Origin of the sequence: Pseudocitrobacter corydidari (assembly GCF_021172065.1) — a bacterium.
GTDB classification, from domain to species: domain Bacteria; phylum Pseudomonadota; class Gammaproteobacteria; order Enterobacterales; family Enterobacteriaceae; genus Pseudocitrobacter; species Pseudocitrobacter corydidari.
The window spans coordinates 727,275-742,551 of the sequence record NZ_CP087880.1 but is presented as its reverse complement, the minus strand read 5'-3'; the positions used below and the strand labels follow the sequence as shown (position 1 = coordinate 742,551).

The window sequence follows — 15,277 nt, the reverse complement described above, 5'->3', positions numbered from 1 at the left end:
TCGTTCTACTAATCGTTTTGTGACCGATTTTGAAAATTGAACAATTTTATCATGCAACTAAGTGTAATCTTATCGTTACAGAAAAATTCAGCACATAAAACCATTCCCATGTCGCGTCTGTCGCGGTAGTCTCATAAACACCAGTTATGAACTGGCGCAATGTGTACAATTTTATTTACGAATATAAGAAAAAAAACGGTACAGACAGGATAACTATGGATTCCACCCTCACCTCCACGCGTCTTCAGGAGAAAACACCTTCACTTAGCCGCGCCCGACGTGCCGCACTCGGCAGCTTTGCCGGAGCCGTCGTCGACTGGTACGATTTTCTGCTTTATGGCATTACAGCCGCGCTGGTCTTCAACCGAGAATTCTTTCCACAGGTAAGCCCGGCGATGGGCACGCTGGCCGCTTTCGCGACTTTCGGCGTGGGGTTCCTGTTTCGCCCGCTCGGCGGAGTGATCTTCGGTCACTTCGGCGATCGTCTTGGCCGTAAACGTATGCTGATGCTGACCGTCTGGATGATGGGCGGCGCGACGGCGTTGATCGGCCTGCTCCCCTCCTTTGCTTCGGCGGGATGGTGGGCGCCCGCGTTGCTGGTCACGCTGCGCGCTATTCAGGGGTTTGCCGTCGGCGGCGAATGGGGCGGCGCCGCACTGCTCTCGGTAGAGAGCGCGCCAGAGAATAAAAAAGCGTTCTACAGCAGCGGCGTGCAGGTGGGTTATGGCGTGGGCCTGCTGCTTTCCACCGGGCTGGTTTCGCTTATCAGCATGCTCACCACTGACGAACAGTTCCTGAGCTGGGGCTGGCGTATTCCCTTCCTGTTTAGTGTTGTACTGGTACTTGGCGCGTTATGGGTTCGTAACGGAATGGAAGAGTCCGAGGAGTTCGAACAGCAGCAGCAAACGCCGCCGGTCAAACAACGTCTGCCGGTAATGGAGGCGCTGGCGCGTCATCCTGGCGCTTTCCTGAAGATTATCGGTTTACGCCTGTGCGAGCTGCTGACCATGTACATCGTCACCGCCTTCGCCCTCAACTACTCGACGCAGAATCTCGGGCTTCCCCGTGAACTTTTCCTCAACATTGGCCTGCTGGTCGGTGGGGTGAGCTGTCTGACTATCCCCTTCTTTGCCTGGCTCGCCGATCGCTTTGGTCGACGCCGCGTCTACATTATTGGCGCATTAACCGGCACGATTAGCGCCTTCCCGTTCTTTATGGCGCTGGAAGCGCAATCGCTTTTCTGGATAGTGTTCTTCGCCATCATGCTGGCTAACGTCGCGCATGACATGGTGGTATGCGTTCAGCAGCCAATGTTCACCGGGATGTTTGGCGCGGGCTATCGTTACAGCGGTGCCGGTGTCGGTTATCAGGTCGCAAGCGTCGTAGGGGGCGGGTTCACGCCGTTTATTGCCGCAGCGCTGGTCACCTTCTCGGGCGGCGACTGGCACAGCGTGGCCATTTATCTGCTGGCTGGCTGCCTGATATCCGCCGCCACTGCCCTGCTGATGAAGGATAAGCCGCTGGCCTGAGCATCTTGCTTAAAGGTTAATCAGTTGTGACAAAGGCGTCTTCTGACGCTTTTGTTTCATCTGAGGCTGACATACTATCGAAAAACGCCGCAGACCTGACACAAGGAGCGAAGGATGAATACTACGAGCGCAAGCCTGACGCCTGAACAAGCCCTGGAAAAACTTCAGGCACTGTATGACCAGTCGGTCACAGCCCTGCGTAATGCCATTTCCGTGTACATTGACAATCATTCGCTGCCTGATGCCAAAGCACGCGCCGACGGGCTTTTTGTCTATCCCCAGCTTTCGGTTTCATGGAGTGGAAATGCCCACAAGGCGCAGAAAACGCGCGCCTTTGGCCGCTTCACCCACTCCGGGTGTTACACCACGACCATCACGCATCCCACACTGTTCCGCCCTTACCTGCTGGAACAGCTCACGTTGCTGCATGAAGATTATGATGCACACATTGAAGTGGGCCTGTCGCAGCATGAGATCCCTTATCCGTACGTAATCGACGGCTTAATGCTCGACCGCTCCATGAGTGCCGACCTGACGCGCTTTTTCCCTACGACTGAGCTGGCTCAGATTGGTGATGAAACGGCGGACGGCATTTTCCATCCCACCGAGTTTTATCCGCTTTCGCACTTTGACGCGCGCCGTGTGGACTTCTCGCTCGCCCGCCTGCGTCACTACACCGGCACGCCGGTAGAACATTTCCAGCCTTTTGTGTTATTCACCAACTACACCCGTTATGTGGATGAATTTGTGCGTTGGGGCTGTAGCCAGATTCTCGATCCGGAAAGCCCGTACATCGCGCTCTCCTGCGCCGGGGGGATTTGGATCACGGCGGAAACGGAAGCGCCGGAACAGGCGATTTCCGATTTGGCCTGGAAAAAACATCAGATGCCAGCGTGGCACCTCATCACTAAAGATGGCCAGGGGATAACGCTGATTAACATCGGCGTAGGCCCGTCGAACGCCAAAAACATTTGTGACCACCTGGCGGTGTTGCGCCCGGATGTCTGGCTGATGATCGGCCACTGCGGCGGTCTGCGCGAAAGCCAGACCATTGGTGATTACGTGCTGGCTCACGCCTATCTGCGCGACGACCACGTCTTGGATGCGGTGCTGCCGCCTGATATTCCCATCCCGAGCATTGCCGAGGTGCAACGCGCGCTTTATGACGCCACCAAGCAGGTCAGCGGTATGCCAGGCGAAGAGGTTAAACAACGCCTGCGCACCGGCACCGTGGTGACGACGGACGATCGTAACTGGGAACTGCGCTATTCCGCTTCCGCGCTGCGATTTAACCTCAGCCGCGCCGTAGCGATTGATATGGAAAGCGCCACCATCGCCGCCCAGGGTTATCGCTTCCGCGTACCTTACGGCACCCTGTTGTGCGTCTCTGACAAACCGCTGCATGGTGAAATTAAACTGCCGGGCCAGGCAAACCGTTTCTATGAAGGGGCGATTTCCGAGCACCTGCAGATTGGCATTCGCGCAATTGATCTGCTGCGTGCCGAAGGTGACAAGCTGCATTCGCGTAAGCTACGCACCTTTAACGAGCCGCCATTCCGGTGATTAGACGATAAACGGGCCGCCACGGCCCGTTTTTTTTGGAATCTCACTCGCATCGCCTGCACCCTCTTTCTGCAAAACATCGAACGGCCGGAACCGCTATTCCACATCTCACTTTTGAGTGTTCCCTTTCCTGTCACATCAGTGCAGAATGTCAATATAGCGTTACACCTATATAGTTTTTGACCTATACAATCTATGTTGAGATACTGCCGAACGAGAATATAAGCACCATCTGACAAAGCTTAACAATGAGGAAAATCAACATGGGCAGAACGCTGGAACAACTGCTAAAGGATGAAAAAACCGAGGTAGTTCAACAGGCGGAAGCAATGGCAGAGGAGATGTTGCTGAATATCCACCTCGCGGAATTGCGAGAAAAGGTGAAAAAGACGCAGGTGGAGATCGCTGAAACCCTGGGTGTAAAGCAGCCGACAATCGCGGGAATGGAAAAACCAGGGCGAGATCTAAAACTTTCCACGCTCAAGCGCTATGTAGAAGCCGCTGGCGGGAAATTACGCCTGGATGTTGAGCTCCCCGATGGCTCCCATTATGAGTTTGCCCTGTAAACACAGAAAAGCAAAAAGCCCGCTAAAAAGCGGGCTTTTCTAAATTTGGCTCCTCTGACTGGACTCGAACCAGTGACATACGGATTAACAGTCCGCCGTTCTACCGACTGAACTACAGAGGAATCGTGTGAACGGGGCGAATATTAACGGGGTGCCCCGGGGTTGTCAAAGCCTGTTTTCACAAAAAAATACCGTTTGCTGTTTTATTCCACACTTCGGTTAAAAATCATCGGTTTCTGACGATTTTCACAGCAATGGCGCTTACTCCATCTTCACGCGCGGGTATTTCCACAGCCAGCGACCACTGACCAGACGCCAGTAGAACAGTGCGCCACGGACCGCCCAGTCGAGGAACATCCCTAACCACACACCGACGACGCCCATACCGAGCACAATACCTAACGTATAACCCGCCACCACGCGACAGCCCCACATCCCCAGCATTGATACCCACATCGCAAAGCGTACGTCACGTGCGCCTTTAAAGCCTGAAGGCAGAACCCAGGAAGCGGCCCAGATCGGCATAAATGCCGCGTTCAGCCACAGCAGCACTTTCACCACCTCTTTTACATCCTGCTCCTGGGTATAGAACGACGCGAACAGACCCGCAAACGGCGCGGTACCCCAGGCAATTGTCGTCAGTACGATGGTCGACATCCAGAAGACATGGCGCAGCTGGCGTTCCGCCTGACCAATCTGCCCGGTACCCAATCGTTTACCCGTGATGATGGTCGAGGCCGAACCCAGCGCGTTACCTGGCAGGTTAATCAGCGCCGCAACCGAAAAGGCAATAAAGTTACCCGCGATAACGTTGGTCCCCATCCCGGCAACAAACATTTGGGTAAGTAATTTCCCGCCATTGAACAGTACTGACTCAATGCTTGCCGGAATACCGATTCCCATCACTTCCCAGATAATGGCGAAATTCAGCGGCTTCAGATAGCTTTTCAGCGGAATGCGCAGCGCAGGGTTAAAGCCTATCATCAGCACCCAGATAATCGCTGCCGCGCCGATATAGCGCGAAATGGTTAACCCCAGCCCTGCCCCTGCAAAACCCATCCCCTGCCAGGAGAACGCCCCATAAATCAGGATGCTACTGATGATAATATTGAGGATATTCATTCCACCGTTAATCATCAGGGGGATTTTTGTGTTCCCTGCGCCACGCAGCGCGCCACTACCGATCAACGCAATCGCCGCCGCCGGATAACTCAGCACCGTCAGTTCAAGGTAGGTTAAGGCCAACCCTTTCACTTCGGGTGTCGCTTCACCTGCGACAATATTAATAATTTCACTGCCGAAATAGTGGATGACCGCTGCCAGCACAATGGCAAACAAGGTCATAATCACCAGCGACTGTCGTGCAGCCGCCCTCGCCCGTTGTCGGTCACGTTTACCGAGGCTAAAGGCCACCACCACCGTTGTCCCGAGATCGATAGCGGCGAAAAAGGCCATGATCACCATGTTGAAACTGTCGGCGAGCCCGACGCCCGCCATTGCTTCTTTTCCCAGCCAGCTCACCAGGAAGGTGCTCAATACCCCCATCAGCAGGACGCAGGTATTCTCCAGAAAAATAGGTACAGCAAGGGGGGTGATTTCACGCCAGAAGAGGACTCGATAGCTTTTGCGTTTTTTGTACCAGGGCGTGCGTGCGACGGCCTGGCGGAGCGCGGTGGTGACGTTCAAAGTGGACCTTAGTGAGAAAGTTGAAACTCCATTTCAAATGATGAGGGAGAAACCCGAATCCTGCAAAACATTTTTCCTTAATATTTGTCGGTAATTACAACAAATTGTTGACGGAATCGGCAATCAGCGTGAACAGCCAGAATTGGTGTTTGACAAAATTTTTTTCGCCGCTAATATGTGCCTCCACAACGATTCCTCTGTAGTTCAGTCGGTAGAACGGCGGACTGTTAATCCGTATGTCACTGGTTCGAGTCCAGTCAGAGGAGCCAAATTCGAGAAGCCCGCTTTTTAGCGGGCTTTTTGCTTTTCTATGAGTCTAAAGATTGTTAAAAAAACAAGAAGTTATCTTTACCCGATTGTCTCGCAAGAGGTTGCTGGTTTTTTTGACATCCATAGTTTTGAGGGGGCTTAATCGAGGGCCTCACGGTTCGGTGAGCAAACGGAGCCCCCACGCTATGGCATTAACTGATACCTCGATTCGTAAGGTCAAACCCTCCGACAAACCTTTCAAAATGACAGACAGTTCCGGACTGTACCTGTTTATTAAACCCAACGGCTCAAAACTCTTAAACATGGTGGTGGGAGAGAGGTTCAGACTTGCTTACGATATCTAAACTCGCCCGATGAAAGGAATAGTGCAAGAATAGATATGTTAAGTATGTCAGGAGGACACGATGCTGGAAAATATGAAAGCATTCAGGATGGTGGTTGAATGTCAGGGATTCCGGGCCGCCGCGATTGCCATGAAACTCTCACCAGCAATGGTAAGCCGCAGAATTGAGAAGCTGGAATTTGAGGTCAATACGCAGCTTATCAAGCGTAATTCGCGTCGCATTTCCCTCACGGCCGCCGGTGAACAGTTTTATCAGCGCTGTCTGCTGATTATTGATGAGTATGAATCCTGCCTCAGGGACGTGAAAAGTCTCAGTAATGTGGTTAGCGGCAACCTCAAAGTTGGGATCCCCCATTCCATCAGTCATCTGCATATAATCCCGAGTCTGAAAGCATTCCTTGAACGCTACCCTGACCTTAAGCTGGATATTGTCACCGGAAACCACTATATGGAACTGTTCAGCCACGGTTTTGATCTGGCATTACAGTGTGGCCCATTGCCCGACAGCAATCTTTACTACTCGCTTATTGGTTACTGGCGAAAACATACCTGCCTCTCGCGCAGCTATGCGCTGCAGCACGGCATGCCGTCACATCCTGACGAGCTGCACAAGCATACCTGTCTGCTGCACTTTGATAATCACCGGCGCTCCTGGAAATTTATGATTGATAACGAATGTACAGAAATTCGGCCTCATTACATCTCCAGAGTCAGCAACAGCCTTGACCTCTGTAACATGGTCCATCAAGGGCTTGGGATTTGTTACCTCCCTGATTTCATCATCAAAGCCGGTATTGAATCAGGCGAAATTATTACCGTGTTGGATGATTTTATGCCTCCGCCGTTACCGATGTATGTGGTACATATTAATCCGCGTCCGTCCACCAAAGAGCAGGCCTTCATTGATTTTATTCGCACCCTCAATCTGGCGACGGCTCCGGATCCAGCATCCTGAGCGGGTTTAACCGGGTCACTGCATCAATCCGCTCTGCACTGAGTCCGGAGGCCTGGAACCAGCGTCGGCTGTCTTCCAGCCATTCACCGATATCCGGCTGAGCGGGTTGGCCCAGATCAGAGCTGTAAACCACATTATTCACCTGCGTCAGAACATCATACATGTCCTGCGGGGTCTGGTAGCCCAGGTACAGCGTCAGCGCGCACTGCTCGACATAGAGCCAGTCGTATTCTCCCAGCGCGCGGAGTTCTGCCGCTGAAAACCCCGTGATCGGGTTTGCCGGTTGGTTCAACATCAACCGGACGCCGTCAACACGTTCCACGGCTTCAATCAGACGCAGCGTTTGATCTTTCGAGGTATGCCCGGAAGAAAGCACAATGTCATGATGTCGTGCGAAATGGATCAGCGCCTCAACGTCAGAGCGTAATTTACCGTCTTCATCGGTTACGGATAGCGGTTGTCCGGCAAAATAGCGGGCATATTCATTACTGAAGGTTCTTGAAAGTGCGCTCTTGTGTGTGGTTGAAACCACCGTGGGCAAATGCACCAGCAACCGGGGTGCGCCCTCAAACTGATACTGGCTCAGCGCCTGCCGTACTGTATTAAGGTTCACTCCTCCCCCAGCCGCATTAAGCACCACCGAGCCAAACACAGGCAGAGACATCTCCTGCATGGCTGCCGCCAGCGCACTCACGCTCCCCAGGTGGTTCTTCAACACAACTCCACCCTGATACCGGGCATACTGCTGCCCGGCTTCAAATGCCGAGTAGCGCCGATGGTAGCTATCCGGACGCGCGTGATAATGCACGTCCAGAAACTGCAGCCGGGATGCCCAGTACGCGAAAAATTGACGGGTCATATGTTATTCTCCCAGGGAACATCATAGCCCAGTTGCTGACGGGCAACGTCCAGCGGTGTGCCAGCATCAATGGTACTGAGGATCTGCCGCTCAGTATTTTCGACATTTTCCGCACGCCGGATCACCTCTTCCAGATGTTCGCCGGGGATCACCAGCACGCCATTGTCGTCGCCAAATACCCAGTCGCCAGGGCAAACGGTCACGCCGTGGATATCAAGCGCGCACTGCACCTCTTTTACCCGCGCCCGGTTTTTTCCGGAAACCATATAGATATTGCAGGCGAACAGGGGGTAATCCATCTGGCGAATATCGGCAATATCACGGGCTGAACCATAGATGACAGACCCGGCGATCTGCTTTTGCACCGCTTTAGTGGTCAGAATATTCCCCCAGCTCGTGCAGTCCAGACGTCCACCGTTGTCCACCACAATAACGGCTCCGGCCGGAACCTGATCAATATAGTTACCGGCATTCATGAAGCAATTTTTTTCCGGCGTACAGGCTTCATATTGAACGGTAAAAGCCGGCCCCGCGATTTTCTTTCCGCTGATCTGCGGCTTAATACCCAACAGCCCACCCGCAATGTACAAACTGTCCAGCGCATCAGAGACAGCAGCCGTGTCCAGGACCAACAAGCGCTCTTTGATCGTTTTTTGGGTTGTCATGATTGTCTCATCCATTTTGCATTGTCAGGGGTTTCAGTACGCACCAGGCCGCGTACTCAGGCAGGGTTTGCGCCAGAAGGGCTTTATTCAGGGGAAAGGTCATCTGATGTTTCTTGCCATCCTGATGGCGAACCGACATCGTCATTTGCCCCATCCATGTTTCACTCTCCAGCACGTCGACCAGAGAGGGGTTAACCGCGACGTCGATGCAAAGCACTGGCTCACCTCCCGCCTTTTTTCTGGCCACTGGCAAATAAGATGACAGCTCCACATCGGCCGTCTGCCAGCGGACGTTGCAGGTGTCCTGCAATATCTCACTCGCCTTTTTGTTACGTTTACTCACCAGATACGGACGCAATGCCCGATCCAGACTTTGCCACACCGGAAGTGGTAACGGGCTGTGCTCCGGCGTATCTATTTGCACAATGACATAGGGACTTTTCCATAAAAAATGCACATCCCACGCCGTCGAAGAGACTAAGGCGCTCACAATTGAACCTACTTCGCTTTCGCTTATACCAATAAGCGTCCAGGAGGATGTAGTCTTTGCCGGTTCGCTATGCTCGCGGCCTGATAACAAGTCATCAAGCATGGGTAACGCTTGAGAAGGAGGGCCAGGCAGAACAACTACCAGGCTACTGCCTATGCTGGTGTAAAAACCGGGGGCAGTACCGGACGGGTTATCCAGAACGCTAGCGCCGTCTGGAAATCTGGCCTGTTGACGGTTAGACGGATCATTTTTCACCCCAAACGCCCTGAGCTGCGCCTGAATAGTGGCCCAGACATCCTCATCATAAATCAAAGGCCTGCCGAGAGACTGTGCCACCGCCTCGCGGGTTTTATCGTCGGAGGTGGGGCCAAGTCCGCCGCAAATGACAATGAGATCGTCCTGCCCTATACGCGAGGTGATCAGGGCGCTGATCTGGGCAATATTGTCCGCGCAGGACGCCTGAAATCTCACCTGATGCTGCGCCGCCTCAAGCCGCTGGCTGATGTGCAACTGATTGCTGTTCGGGTATTGCCCGGACAACAGTTCATCACCGATGGTGATCACGCTGGCCGTTTTCCCGAGCGTCGGGTGAAGCAGCTCCCGGATGATGGCCTGCGCCATTTCCTGTGTGGATGCCGTCCCTCCCAAATCGTAGGTAGCCACTTTCCCGTCCCGGACCACCCGGTCAACCGCGTGTTGAAGTTTTTCGGCTTGTAACTCAAAGCCCAGATACTCCAGCATCAGTGCAATGGTGTAAAACATAGCACACGGATTGGCTTTCCCCTGTCCTGCCATCCCTGGCGCGCTGCCATGTACCGGCTCAAAGTAGGCAGCATGGCTGCCAATATTGGCGCTTGGTGCAAGACCTAAACCGCCCATCACCCCTGCGGCTAAGTCGGACAAAATATCCCCAAACATATTTTCTGCGACAATCACGCCAAACTCATGGGGCTTACGCACCAGCCAGAGGGCAATGGCATCGACATTATGGATATCTGCCGCGATCTCAGGAAAACGCGCAGCCACCTCATGGAATATGCTTCCCGCAAAGTGACCACTCTCGCGCATCACATTGGGTTTATCGGCAAATGTGACTCGGGTAAAGTCGTGCTTGCGGGCATACTCAAAGGCCGTCTGAAACAGGCGCTCCAGCCCATACCGGGTTTGCAGACGAACCGTCCAGGCAGCCTCTTCCGGGCCATACTTATCCAGATTAGGGTGCTTCAGCCAGCCGGAAACCGCTGGTCTAACCCCTTTAAAATCCATCCCGGCGTACAAACCTTCGGTATTTTCCCGAATCACGCAGCAGCGAAAAGGACGTTGATCTCCTGCGACATATTTCACCGGGCGGATATTGGCAAACAGCCCCAGTTTCTGGCGGAGTTGGATCACCGGCGAAACATACTCGATACCTTTCTGCTGGAGAGGCTGAGGTAAAGCCTGCTGCGCCTGCGCTTTCCCTTTACTGGTTATTGCGCCAAGCAGCACCGCATCTGCCCCGGCGATTTTTTCCCAGGTTTGGTCCGGTACGGGGTTTCCCTCCCGCATCCAGCATGCCCAGCCTATCTCGCCAAAGGTGAGCGTAATAGGAAGATCCATAGCACTGATAACAGGTAGCGAAGCCTCGCAAACCTCCTGACCAATTCCATCGCCCGGTAAAACCAGAACATTTTTTTTCATAGTGTGTCGACCCATTCGTTAAGTAAGGCATTCATTGCTGCGGGATTGTCATTCCATGGGCGCATACCCGCTTCCGGGATGCGCCTGTAGAGGTGTGTGGGTTGGGTGCTATGGGTTTGGTTTTCCCAGGACGCCAACTGTGATTTATCTCCCACGATGGCAAGGTATTTCCCGTTATAGCGAGCAATGGCGGCACGAGCGTCCATGTTCAGTAGCAAGGCAAATCCGGTCAACATCCGCTGAATGGCAGATGCTTTCGCCGCGTCAGGCAACGTGAAACGCACCTCCGGGGCGGCTTGCCCTTCAGGGACAACGAATTGATGCAGAACATCCACCGCATGCTCAACCTCGCCTTCCTCCAGCAGCGAGACAAGCTCGCCCAGACGCCTGTTGAGTTGTTCATCCGCAAAACCCGGCGCACTGACAGACATCACACCACTGAGGCCATGCAGGTGTGGAGCCAACAACTGGACTAACGTGCCTGCCATGGCGAACCCCACCAGCAGATAGGAAGACTGGAACCGGGCATTCAGTGCCTGACTGAGTGCCTCAACCGCCCTCTCCGGCGAGCCATCCTGAATCAGGGTCAACGTATCAATAACGGTGACGTGATACCCCTTTGCCACCAGCAACGTAACCAGTGGTGCGCAAAACTGACCTTCATCCCAGACGGGCATCACCGGGGCAAGAATAACGGCCTCTCTCTTTTTCATGCTGCCGTCCCTGTAATAAGGTGATCAATGGCCGTAAAGGTGTTACTTAGATCTTCGGAAAGTTTCTCCTCAATCATTTTGCGGTAGTCCACGCTCAGGTTTTTCACCGCGAGGATCATGTCCACCACACTGCGGTGCGAAGCATTAAAACAGGCCTGAGACTGAAGCTGTTGAACCTGCCTGAAGATCACTTCAGTCTGATAAATGTCAGCGCCGCTATTAAAATTGCAAAGAGCAAGCCAAGTCTCCATGGCGAGATTGCCCGCGCCTTTTCCCATTCCAGTTAATGAGCTGTCGATAAACGTTGCCCCGGCTTTGACAGCCTCAATCGCATTTGCCATCGCCAGCCCCAAGTTGTCATGCGCGTGAAAACCCACGTCCACACGCGTGGTGCATTTAAGGACGTTGACCAATCGCGATGTCTGTTCCGGGCGTAAGCTGCCATTTGAATCGGCGATACAGATAATATCAGCCCCGGCTTTTTCGCATTGTGCAGCCACATCAATAAGCGTATTGACATTAATTTGGCTGGCACGGGTGAAATTCATACTCACACGTAACCCACTCATTTTGGCAAATTCGCATAATGCCAATGCCGGTTGTGGATTATCTGTTTTAATACAGATCCTGAGCAGACTCACGCCGTGCATTTTCATACGAATCACATCATCGTGATTAATATTATGCGGATGAGCAATCACCACTAAATTAGCATTCGGTACGGCATGATGAATCTGCTGAATATATTCATCGGGTGACATCCCCGTAATACCAATATTTGGAATCGGCTTAAAAGACCCGTTCCGATAACCTATTTCAATCCACTCAACGCCGCTTTCCACCAACGCATGAACATGTTTAATCGCGTAGTCTGTCGGAAAGTGGAAACCATTCTGATAACCACCATCCCGTAATGTGACATCGATATTATTAATCATTAATCTTACTCTCCTTGTTAGAGACAAATTGCATAAATGAAGATTGACCCAACACATAAAAGAGAAAACCGAATACACACACACATGCGATGATCAGGGCGGTCATTCCTGATGCATGGGCGGACAGTTTGCCAATTAAAAAAGTGGCGATGGCGGCACTTCCGAGTTGCAGTGCTCCCATCACACCAGATGCCGTCCCGGAGGCATGAGGATGGGCGGCAATGGCTGATGCCGTCCCCAACGGCAGCAAAAAGCCGTTGCCAAAGGTCAGAATGGAAATAGCGATAATCGTCGTCGGCAGGGGAAATGGACTCACATACATCTGCAAGGCAAAAATAATCCCCCCCAGCACAAAAATGCGGTATCCCAGACGAATCGTCTCTTCAGTACCCTCGCACCGTGAACGCCTTTTGGCAGTCAAATTCCCGGCAACATAACTGGCGGAGAGCAGAATATAGGTATAACCTACATAGGCTGAGGAAAGCCCCAGTTTCGCAAGCATAAACGGCGACTCGACGATATAGGAAAAATAAGCCGCATAGGCAAAACAGGGAATGGCGGCATAAAAGAGAAAGGTTGGGTTTCGCAAGACATCAACAGTATTTTTTGTTGCTGTCAGTACACTTAGTTTTTGTCTTTTTTCTACCGGCAATGTCTCACGGAGTGCCGTAAAGCAGAGAACCAACGTGACCAGGATAAAGAGGGTTAAAAAGATAAAACATGCCCGCCAGCCGAAATGCTGAGTCAAAATTCCACCGATCATCGGCGCAATCGCAGGTGACATCCCCACAAACGGAAATATGACAAGGTAGAGCTGCGCAGACGATTTTTTATCCATCATATCGTTAATGATCGCCCGACTGATGGTAATACCAGCACATGAGCCGATCCCCTGCAATAATCTTAAACCCAGCAATTCATTAATGTGCGTCGTGTAAATCACACCAACAGTGGAAACCAGCCATATCAGTAGCCCTCCGATTAATGTTTTTTTCCTCCCAAGGCTATCACTCAATGGGCCATAGATAAGTTGCGAAAATGCCACACCAAATAAAAATAACGCAATTGCGTCCTGTATCTGCGCTTCAGTCACTTTATAAAACAATCGCATTTCACCAAGCGCGGGTAAAAATATGTCGGTGGAAATCAACCCGCCAACAGAGAGACATGTAACTAACGCCATGAGGGGTATCGTAATTTTTTTATTCATCATCATTTCAACAATAATTCTTGAGTAACCAGAATCTAGCGAAAAGCAATCGAAATGAATATGAAAAAAAATCAAACAGACTGTTGCGTATAAGTAAACAAACGATCTTAAGCCGTATCTTTACTAAATTAATATATAAATACGTATGATATTTGATGAGTTTGAATATTTATTTGCTCTTGTTGTCGCCGATTTAAAAAAGAAACAAGAACGCACAGTATGGGGACAAACAGGTCGTTTTGGTTGAAAACAACAACGTGGGTACAACACCCTATTATCTAACTTAATTAATGAAGCCAAAACTAAAGAGGTACATTGGTAACCATTGAAAATGGTTCTTTGGAGGTGATATTGTGATATTTCCCTACAGTCTCAGATGAATATTTAATTACAATCAAAGCGTTCCCAGGTCATATAGAAACACTTTGCTTTTTATTCATCCACCTATTTATCACACACACTTAAAGTAGCTTTACACTTTAATTTTATTACATTATAGCAAAAAGAAAGGTCATTACTTGATATTATATTTTTTAATTGACATGTGCTTTTTTTTAAAAATTAATTTAAACTCAAATAAATAGATAGATATATAGAGATAAGCATCCAGTCAGAGGAGCCAAATTCGAGAAGCCCGCTTTTTAGCGGGCTTTTTGCTTTTCAACGCCACCATTTAGTCAAAAGAGTGCTTAATCTCAACCAGTTTTTCCAGCGTCTCTTTCAGATCTACCACGCCTTTCGCCTCCTGCTCCTTAACCCAGGCTGATTGAACCTGTTGGTATTGGGTCTTATCTTCCCAGGCAAGCACTTCCTGTGGCTTAAGAATACGTACGCTTGCGCCGCTGTGCTTCAGATCGGCAATTTGTTTATCGAAACTGCGGTCCATCACGCTACCCAGCTGCGCATAGGCGTCATTAGCGGCACGCTGGATTGCCGCGCGATCCTCTTCCGATAACGAAGCCCACCTGGCTTGATTAATAACCAGCAGATAGACATGCCCAAGCCAGAGATCTTTAGACACCAACACGTGAGGAGCGTAGCGTTGTGCATTAAGGTCGTAACCGCTATCGACATTAAGCATCAACCCATCAATGCTGCCGCCTTGCAATGCCTTATACGTCGCGTCACCCCATGGCATGGTCACCGCCCTGGCGCCGGTATTTTGTAAGAATGCCTGATGCCAGAAGCTCGCTGAACGCCAGGTTTGGCCTCGCATATCAGTAAGGTTATTTATGGGCTTGCTGCTGAAGAACGCGAGCGGATAACCGGTCGCAATAAAAACGGGGCTAACATTAGCCCGGCTGAGTTCGTCGGAAAAAGCGGGGATGCGCGAAAATACTTCGCGGAAAAACGCAACCTGCTGCGCGCCTGAAGGGCCGACAGGGAAACTTTTAAACAGTTGATGTTGGGGCAATGCTGTTGAAGCGTATTCAGGAACCACGACGGCTAGATCGGCTTTTTTACCCTCACCAACCATGGCTAAAGCATCGTATCCGCTGCTGAGTTCACTGCCCCAATGCGCCTCAATGTTAATGCGACCGTGAGACTCTTTTTCTATCGCAGCAAAGAAGACATCGTTTATAAAGCGAGTGCGCATGTTACCCAAAGGTTCATGGTCGCTGTAAATCAGCGTTTGTGCAGCACTAAGCGGGGTGGAAAATAAAAAAGCCGTAAAAAGAATGGTGGATAACTTCCACCGGTATTGGGCGAATGACATTTGATACACAGCTCCCTGTAGTTTTTTTTGTACGGTATCTCACGTGCGAAAAATCAGCTCGGTTCTAAAAGTGCGACGCTTGCATCAATCATT

Annotated in this window: 13 protein-coding genes and 2 tRNA genes; 5 read left to right on the top strand and 10 right to left on the bottom strand. The window is 51.3% G+C overall.

Annotation, left to right across the window (positions count from 1 at the left end; translation table 11 throughout):
- Positions 1-215 precede the first annotated feature (215 nt).
- The 3 genes from shiA (at position 216) to G163CM_RS03315 (ending at position 3,658) form a co-directional block, all read left to right on the top strand.
- Complete coding sequence (gene shiA, locus G163CM_RS03325) at positions 216-1,529, top strand: shikimate transporter (protein WP_231826916.1); 1,314 nt, start codon at positions 216-218, stop codon at positions 1,527-1,529.
- A gap of 114 nt (positions 1,530-1,643) precedes the next feature.
- The gene (locus tag G163CM_RS03320; RefSeq protein WP_015963903.1) at positions 1,644-3,092 is read left to right on the top strand and encodes an AMP nucleosidase; all 1,449 of its coding nucleotides are present in this window, start codon (positions 1,644-1,646) and stop codon (positions 3,090-3,092) included.
- 263 nt (positions 3,093-3,355) lie between these two features.
- Positions 3,356-3,658 carry a helix-turn-helix domain-containing protein gene (locus G163CM_RS03315; protein ID WP_231826915.1) on the top strand — a complete coding sequence of 101 codons (303 nt, stop codon included), beginning with the start codon at positions 3,356-3,358 and terminating at the stop codon, positions 3,656-3,658.
- 46 nt (positions 3,659-3,704) lie between these two features.
- Here the strand turns inward: G163CM_RS03315 and G163CM_RS03310 are convergent.
- From G163CM_RS03310 to G163CM_RS23530, 3 genes are all read right to left on the bottom strand, one after another.
- Positions 3,705-3,780: transfer RNA gene (locus tag G163CM_RS03310), tRNA-Asn, on the bottom strand.
- Positions 3,781-3,919: 139 nt separating this feature from the next.
- On the bottom strand, positions 3,920-5,344 hold the full coding sequence (locus G163CM_RS03305) for an EmmdR/YeeO family multidrug/toxin efflux MATE transporter (protein WP_231826914.1): 1,425 nt from the start codon (positions 5,342-5,344) through the stop codon (positions 3,920-3,922).
- 94 nt (positions 5,345-5,438) lie between these two features.
- Positions 5,439-5,531 (bottom strand): DUF5951 family protein, encoded by a 93-nt coding sequence (locus tag G163CM_RS23530; protein WP_420851345.1) that lies wholly within the window; start codon positions 5,529-5,531, stop codon positions 5,439-5,441.
- Positions 5,532-5,537: 6 nt separating this feature from the next.
- On the opposite strand from G163CM_RS23530, the gene G163CM_RS03300 reads away from it, so the two are divergent.
- Both G163CM_RS03300 and G163CM_RS03290 read left to right on the top strand, forming a co-directional pair.
- Positions 5,538-5,613 (top strand) — tRNA-Asn (locus G163CM_RS03300).
- 405 nt (positions 5,614-6,018) lie between these two features.
- Positions 6,019-6,912, top strand: coding sequence for a LysR family transcriptional regulator (locus G163CM_RS03290; protein WP_231826913.1), 894 nt, complete (start codon positions 6,019-6,021; stop codon positions 6,910-6,912).
- On the opposite strand, the gene G163CM_RS03285 is transcribed toward G163CM_RS03290, so the two are convergent.
- The 7 genes from G163CM_RS03285 to dctP form a co-directional block, all read right to left on the bottom strand.
- Positions 6,878-7,771 carry a DUF6282 family protein gene (locus G163CM_RS03285; protein ID WP_231826912.1) on the bottom strand — a complete coding sequence of 298 codons (894 nt, stop codon included), beginning with the start codon at positions 7,769-7,771 and terminating at the stop codon, positions 6,878-6,880. The two genes, G163CM_RS03290 and G163CM_RS03285, sit on opposite strands and share 35 nt — an antisense overlap.
- Positions 7,768-8,436 (bottom strand): RraA family protein, encoded by a 669-nt coding sequence (locus G163CM_RS03280; RefSeq protein ID WP_231826911.1) that lies wholly within the window; start codon positions 8,434-8,436, stop codon positions 7,768-7,770. The genes G163CM_RS03285 and G163CM_RS03280 overlap by 4 nt, the downstream gene beginning before the upstream one ends.
- 7 nt (positions 8,437-8,443) lie before the next feature.
- Complete coding sequence (locus G163CM_RS03275) at positions 8,444-10,606, bottom strand: isocitrate/isopropylmalate dehydrogenase family protein (protein ID WP_231826910.1); 2,163 nt, start codon at positions 10,604-10,606, stop codon at positions 8,444-8,446.
- Positions 10,603-11,319, bottom strand: coding sequence for a hypothetical protein (locus G163CM_RS03270; RefSeq protein WP_231826909.1), 717 nt, complete (start codon positions 11,317-11,319; stop codon positions 10,603-10,605). The genes G163CM_RS03275 and G163CM_RS03270 overlap by 4 nt, the downstream gene beginning before the upstream one ends.
- On the bottom strand, positions 11,316-12,257 hold the full coding sequence (locus G163CM_RS03265) for a beta/alpha barrel domain-containing protein (protein WP_231826908.1): 942 nt from the start codon (positions 12,255-12,257) through the stop codon (positions 11,316-11,318). Before G163CM_RS03265 ends, G163CM_RS03270 begins: the two co-directional genes overlap by 4 nt.
- The gene (locus G163CM_RS03260; RefSeq protein WP_231826907.1) at positions 12,250-13,473 is read right to left on the bottom strand and encodes a multidrug effflux MFS transporter; all 1,224 of its coding nucleotides are present in this window, start codon (positions 13,471-13,473) and stop codon (positions 12,250-12,252) included. The genes G163CM_RS03265 and G163CM_RS03260 overlap by 8 nt, the downstream gene beginning before the upstream one ends.
- A gap of 667 nt (positions 13,474-14,140) precedes the next feature.
- Complete coding sequence (dctP, locus tag G163CM_RS03255) at positions 14,141-15,184, bottom strand: TRAP transporter substrate-binding protein DctP (RefSeq protein ID WP_231826906.1); 1,044 nt, start codon at positions 15,182-15,184, stop codon at positions 14,141-14,143.
- Positions 15,185-15,277 lie beyond the last annotated feature (93 nt).

Bases quoted from the DNA above. Each gene is read 5' to 3' on its own strand.
- shiA (WP_231826916.1), top strand. From the start codon at position 216: ATGGATTCCACCCTCACCTCCACGCGTCTTCAGGAGAAAACACCTTCA.
- G163CM_RS03320 (WP_015963903.1), top strand. From the start codon at position 1,644: ATGAATACTACGAGCGCAAGCCTGACGCCTGAACAAGCCCTGGAAAAA.
- G163CM_RS03315 (WP_231826915.1), top strand. From the start codon at position 3,356: ATGGGCAGAACGCTGGAACAACTGCTAAAGGATGAAAAAACCGAGGTA.
- G163CM_RS03290 (WP_231826913.1), top strand. From the start codon at position 6,019: ATGCTGGAAAATATGAAAGCATTCAGGATGGTGGTTGAATGTCAGGGA.
- G163CM_RS03285 (WP_231826912.1), bottom strand. From the start codon at position 7,771: ATGACCCGTCAATTTTTCGCGTACTGGGCATCCCGGCTGCAGTTTCTG.
- G163CM_RS03280 (WP_231826911.1), bottom strand. From the start codon at position 8,436: ATGACAACCCAAAAAACGATCAAAGAGCGCTTGTTGGTCCTGGACACG.
- G163CM_RS03275 (WP_231826910.1), bottom strand. From the start codon at position 10,606: ATGAAAAAAAATGTTCTGGTTTTACCGGGCGATGGAATTGGTCAGGAG.
- G163CM_RS03270 (WP_231826909.1), bottom strand. From the start codon at position 11,319: ATGAAAAAGAGAGAGGCCGTTATTCTTGCCCCGGTGATGCCCGTCTGG.
- G163CM_RS03265 (WP_231826908.1), bottom strand. From the start codon at position 12,257: ATGATTAATAATATCGATGTCACATTACGGGATGGTGGTTATCAGAAT.
- G163CM_RS03260 (WP_231826907.1), bottom strand. From the start codon at position 13,473: ATGATGATGAATAAAAAAATTACGATACCCCTCATGGCGTTAGTTACA.
- dctP (WP_231826906.1), bottom strand. From the start codon at position 15,184: ATGTCATTCGCCCAATACCGGTGGAAGTTATCCACCATTCTTTTTACG.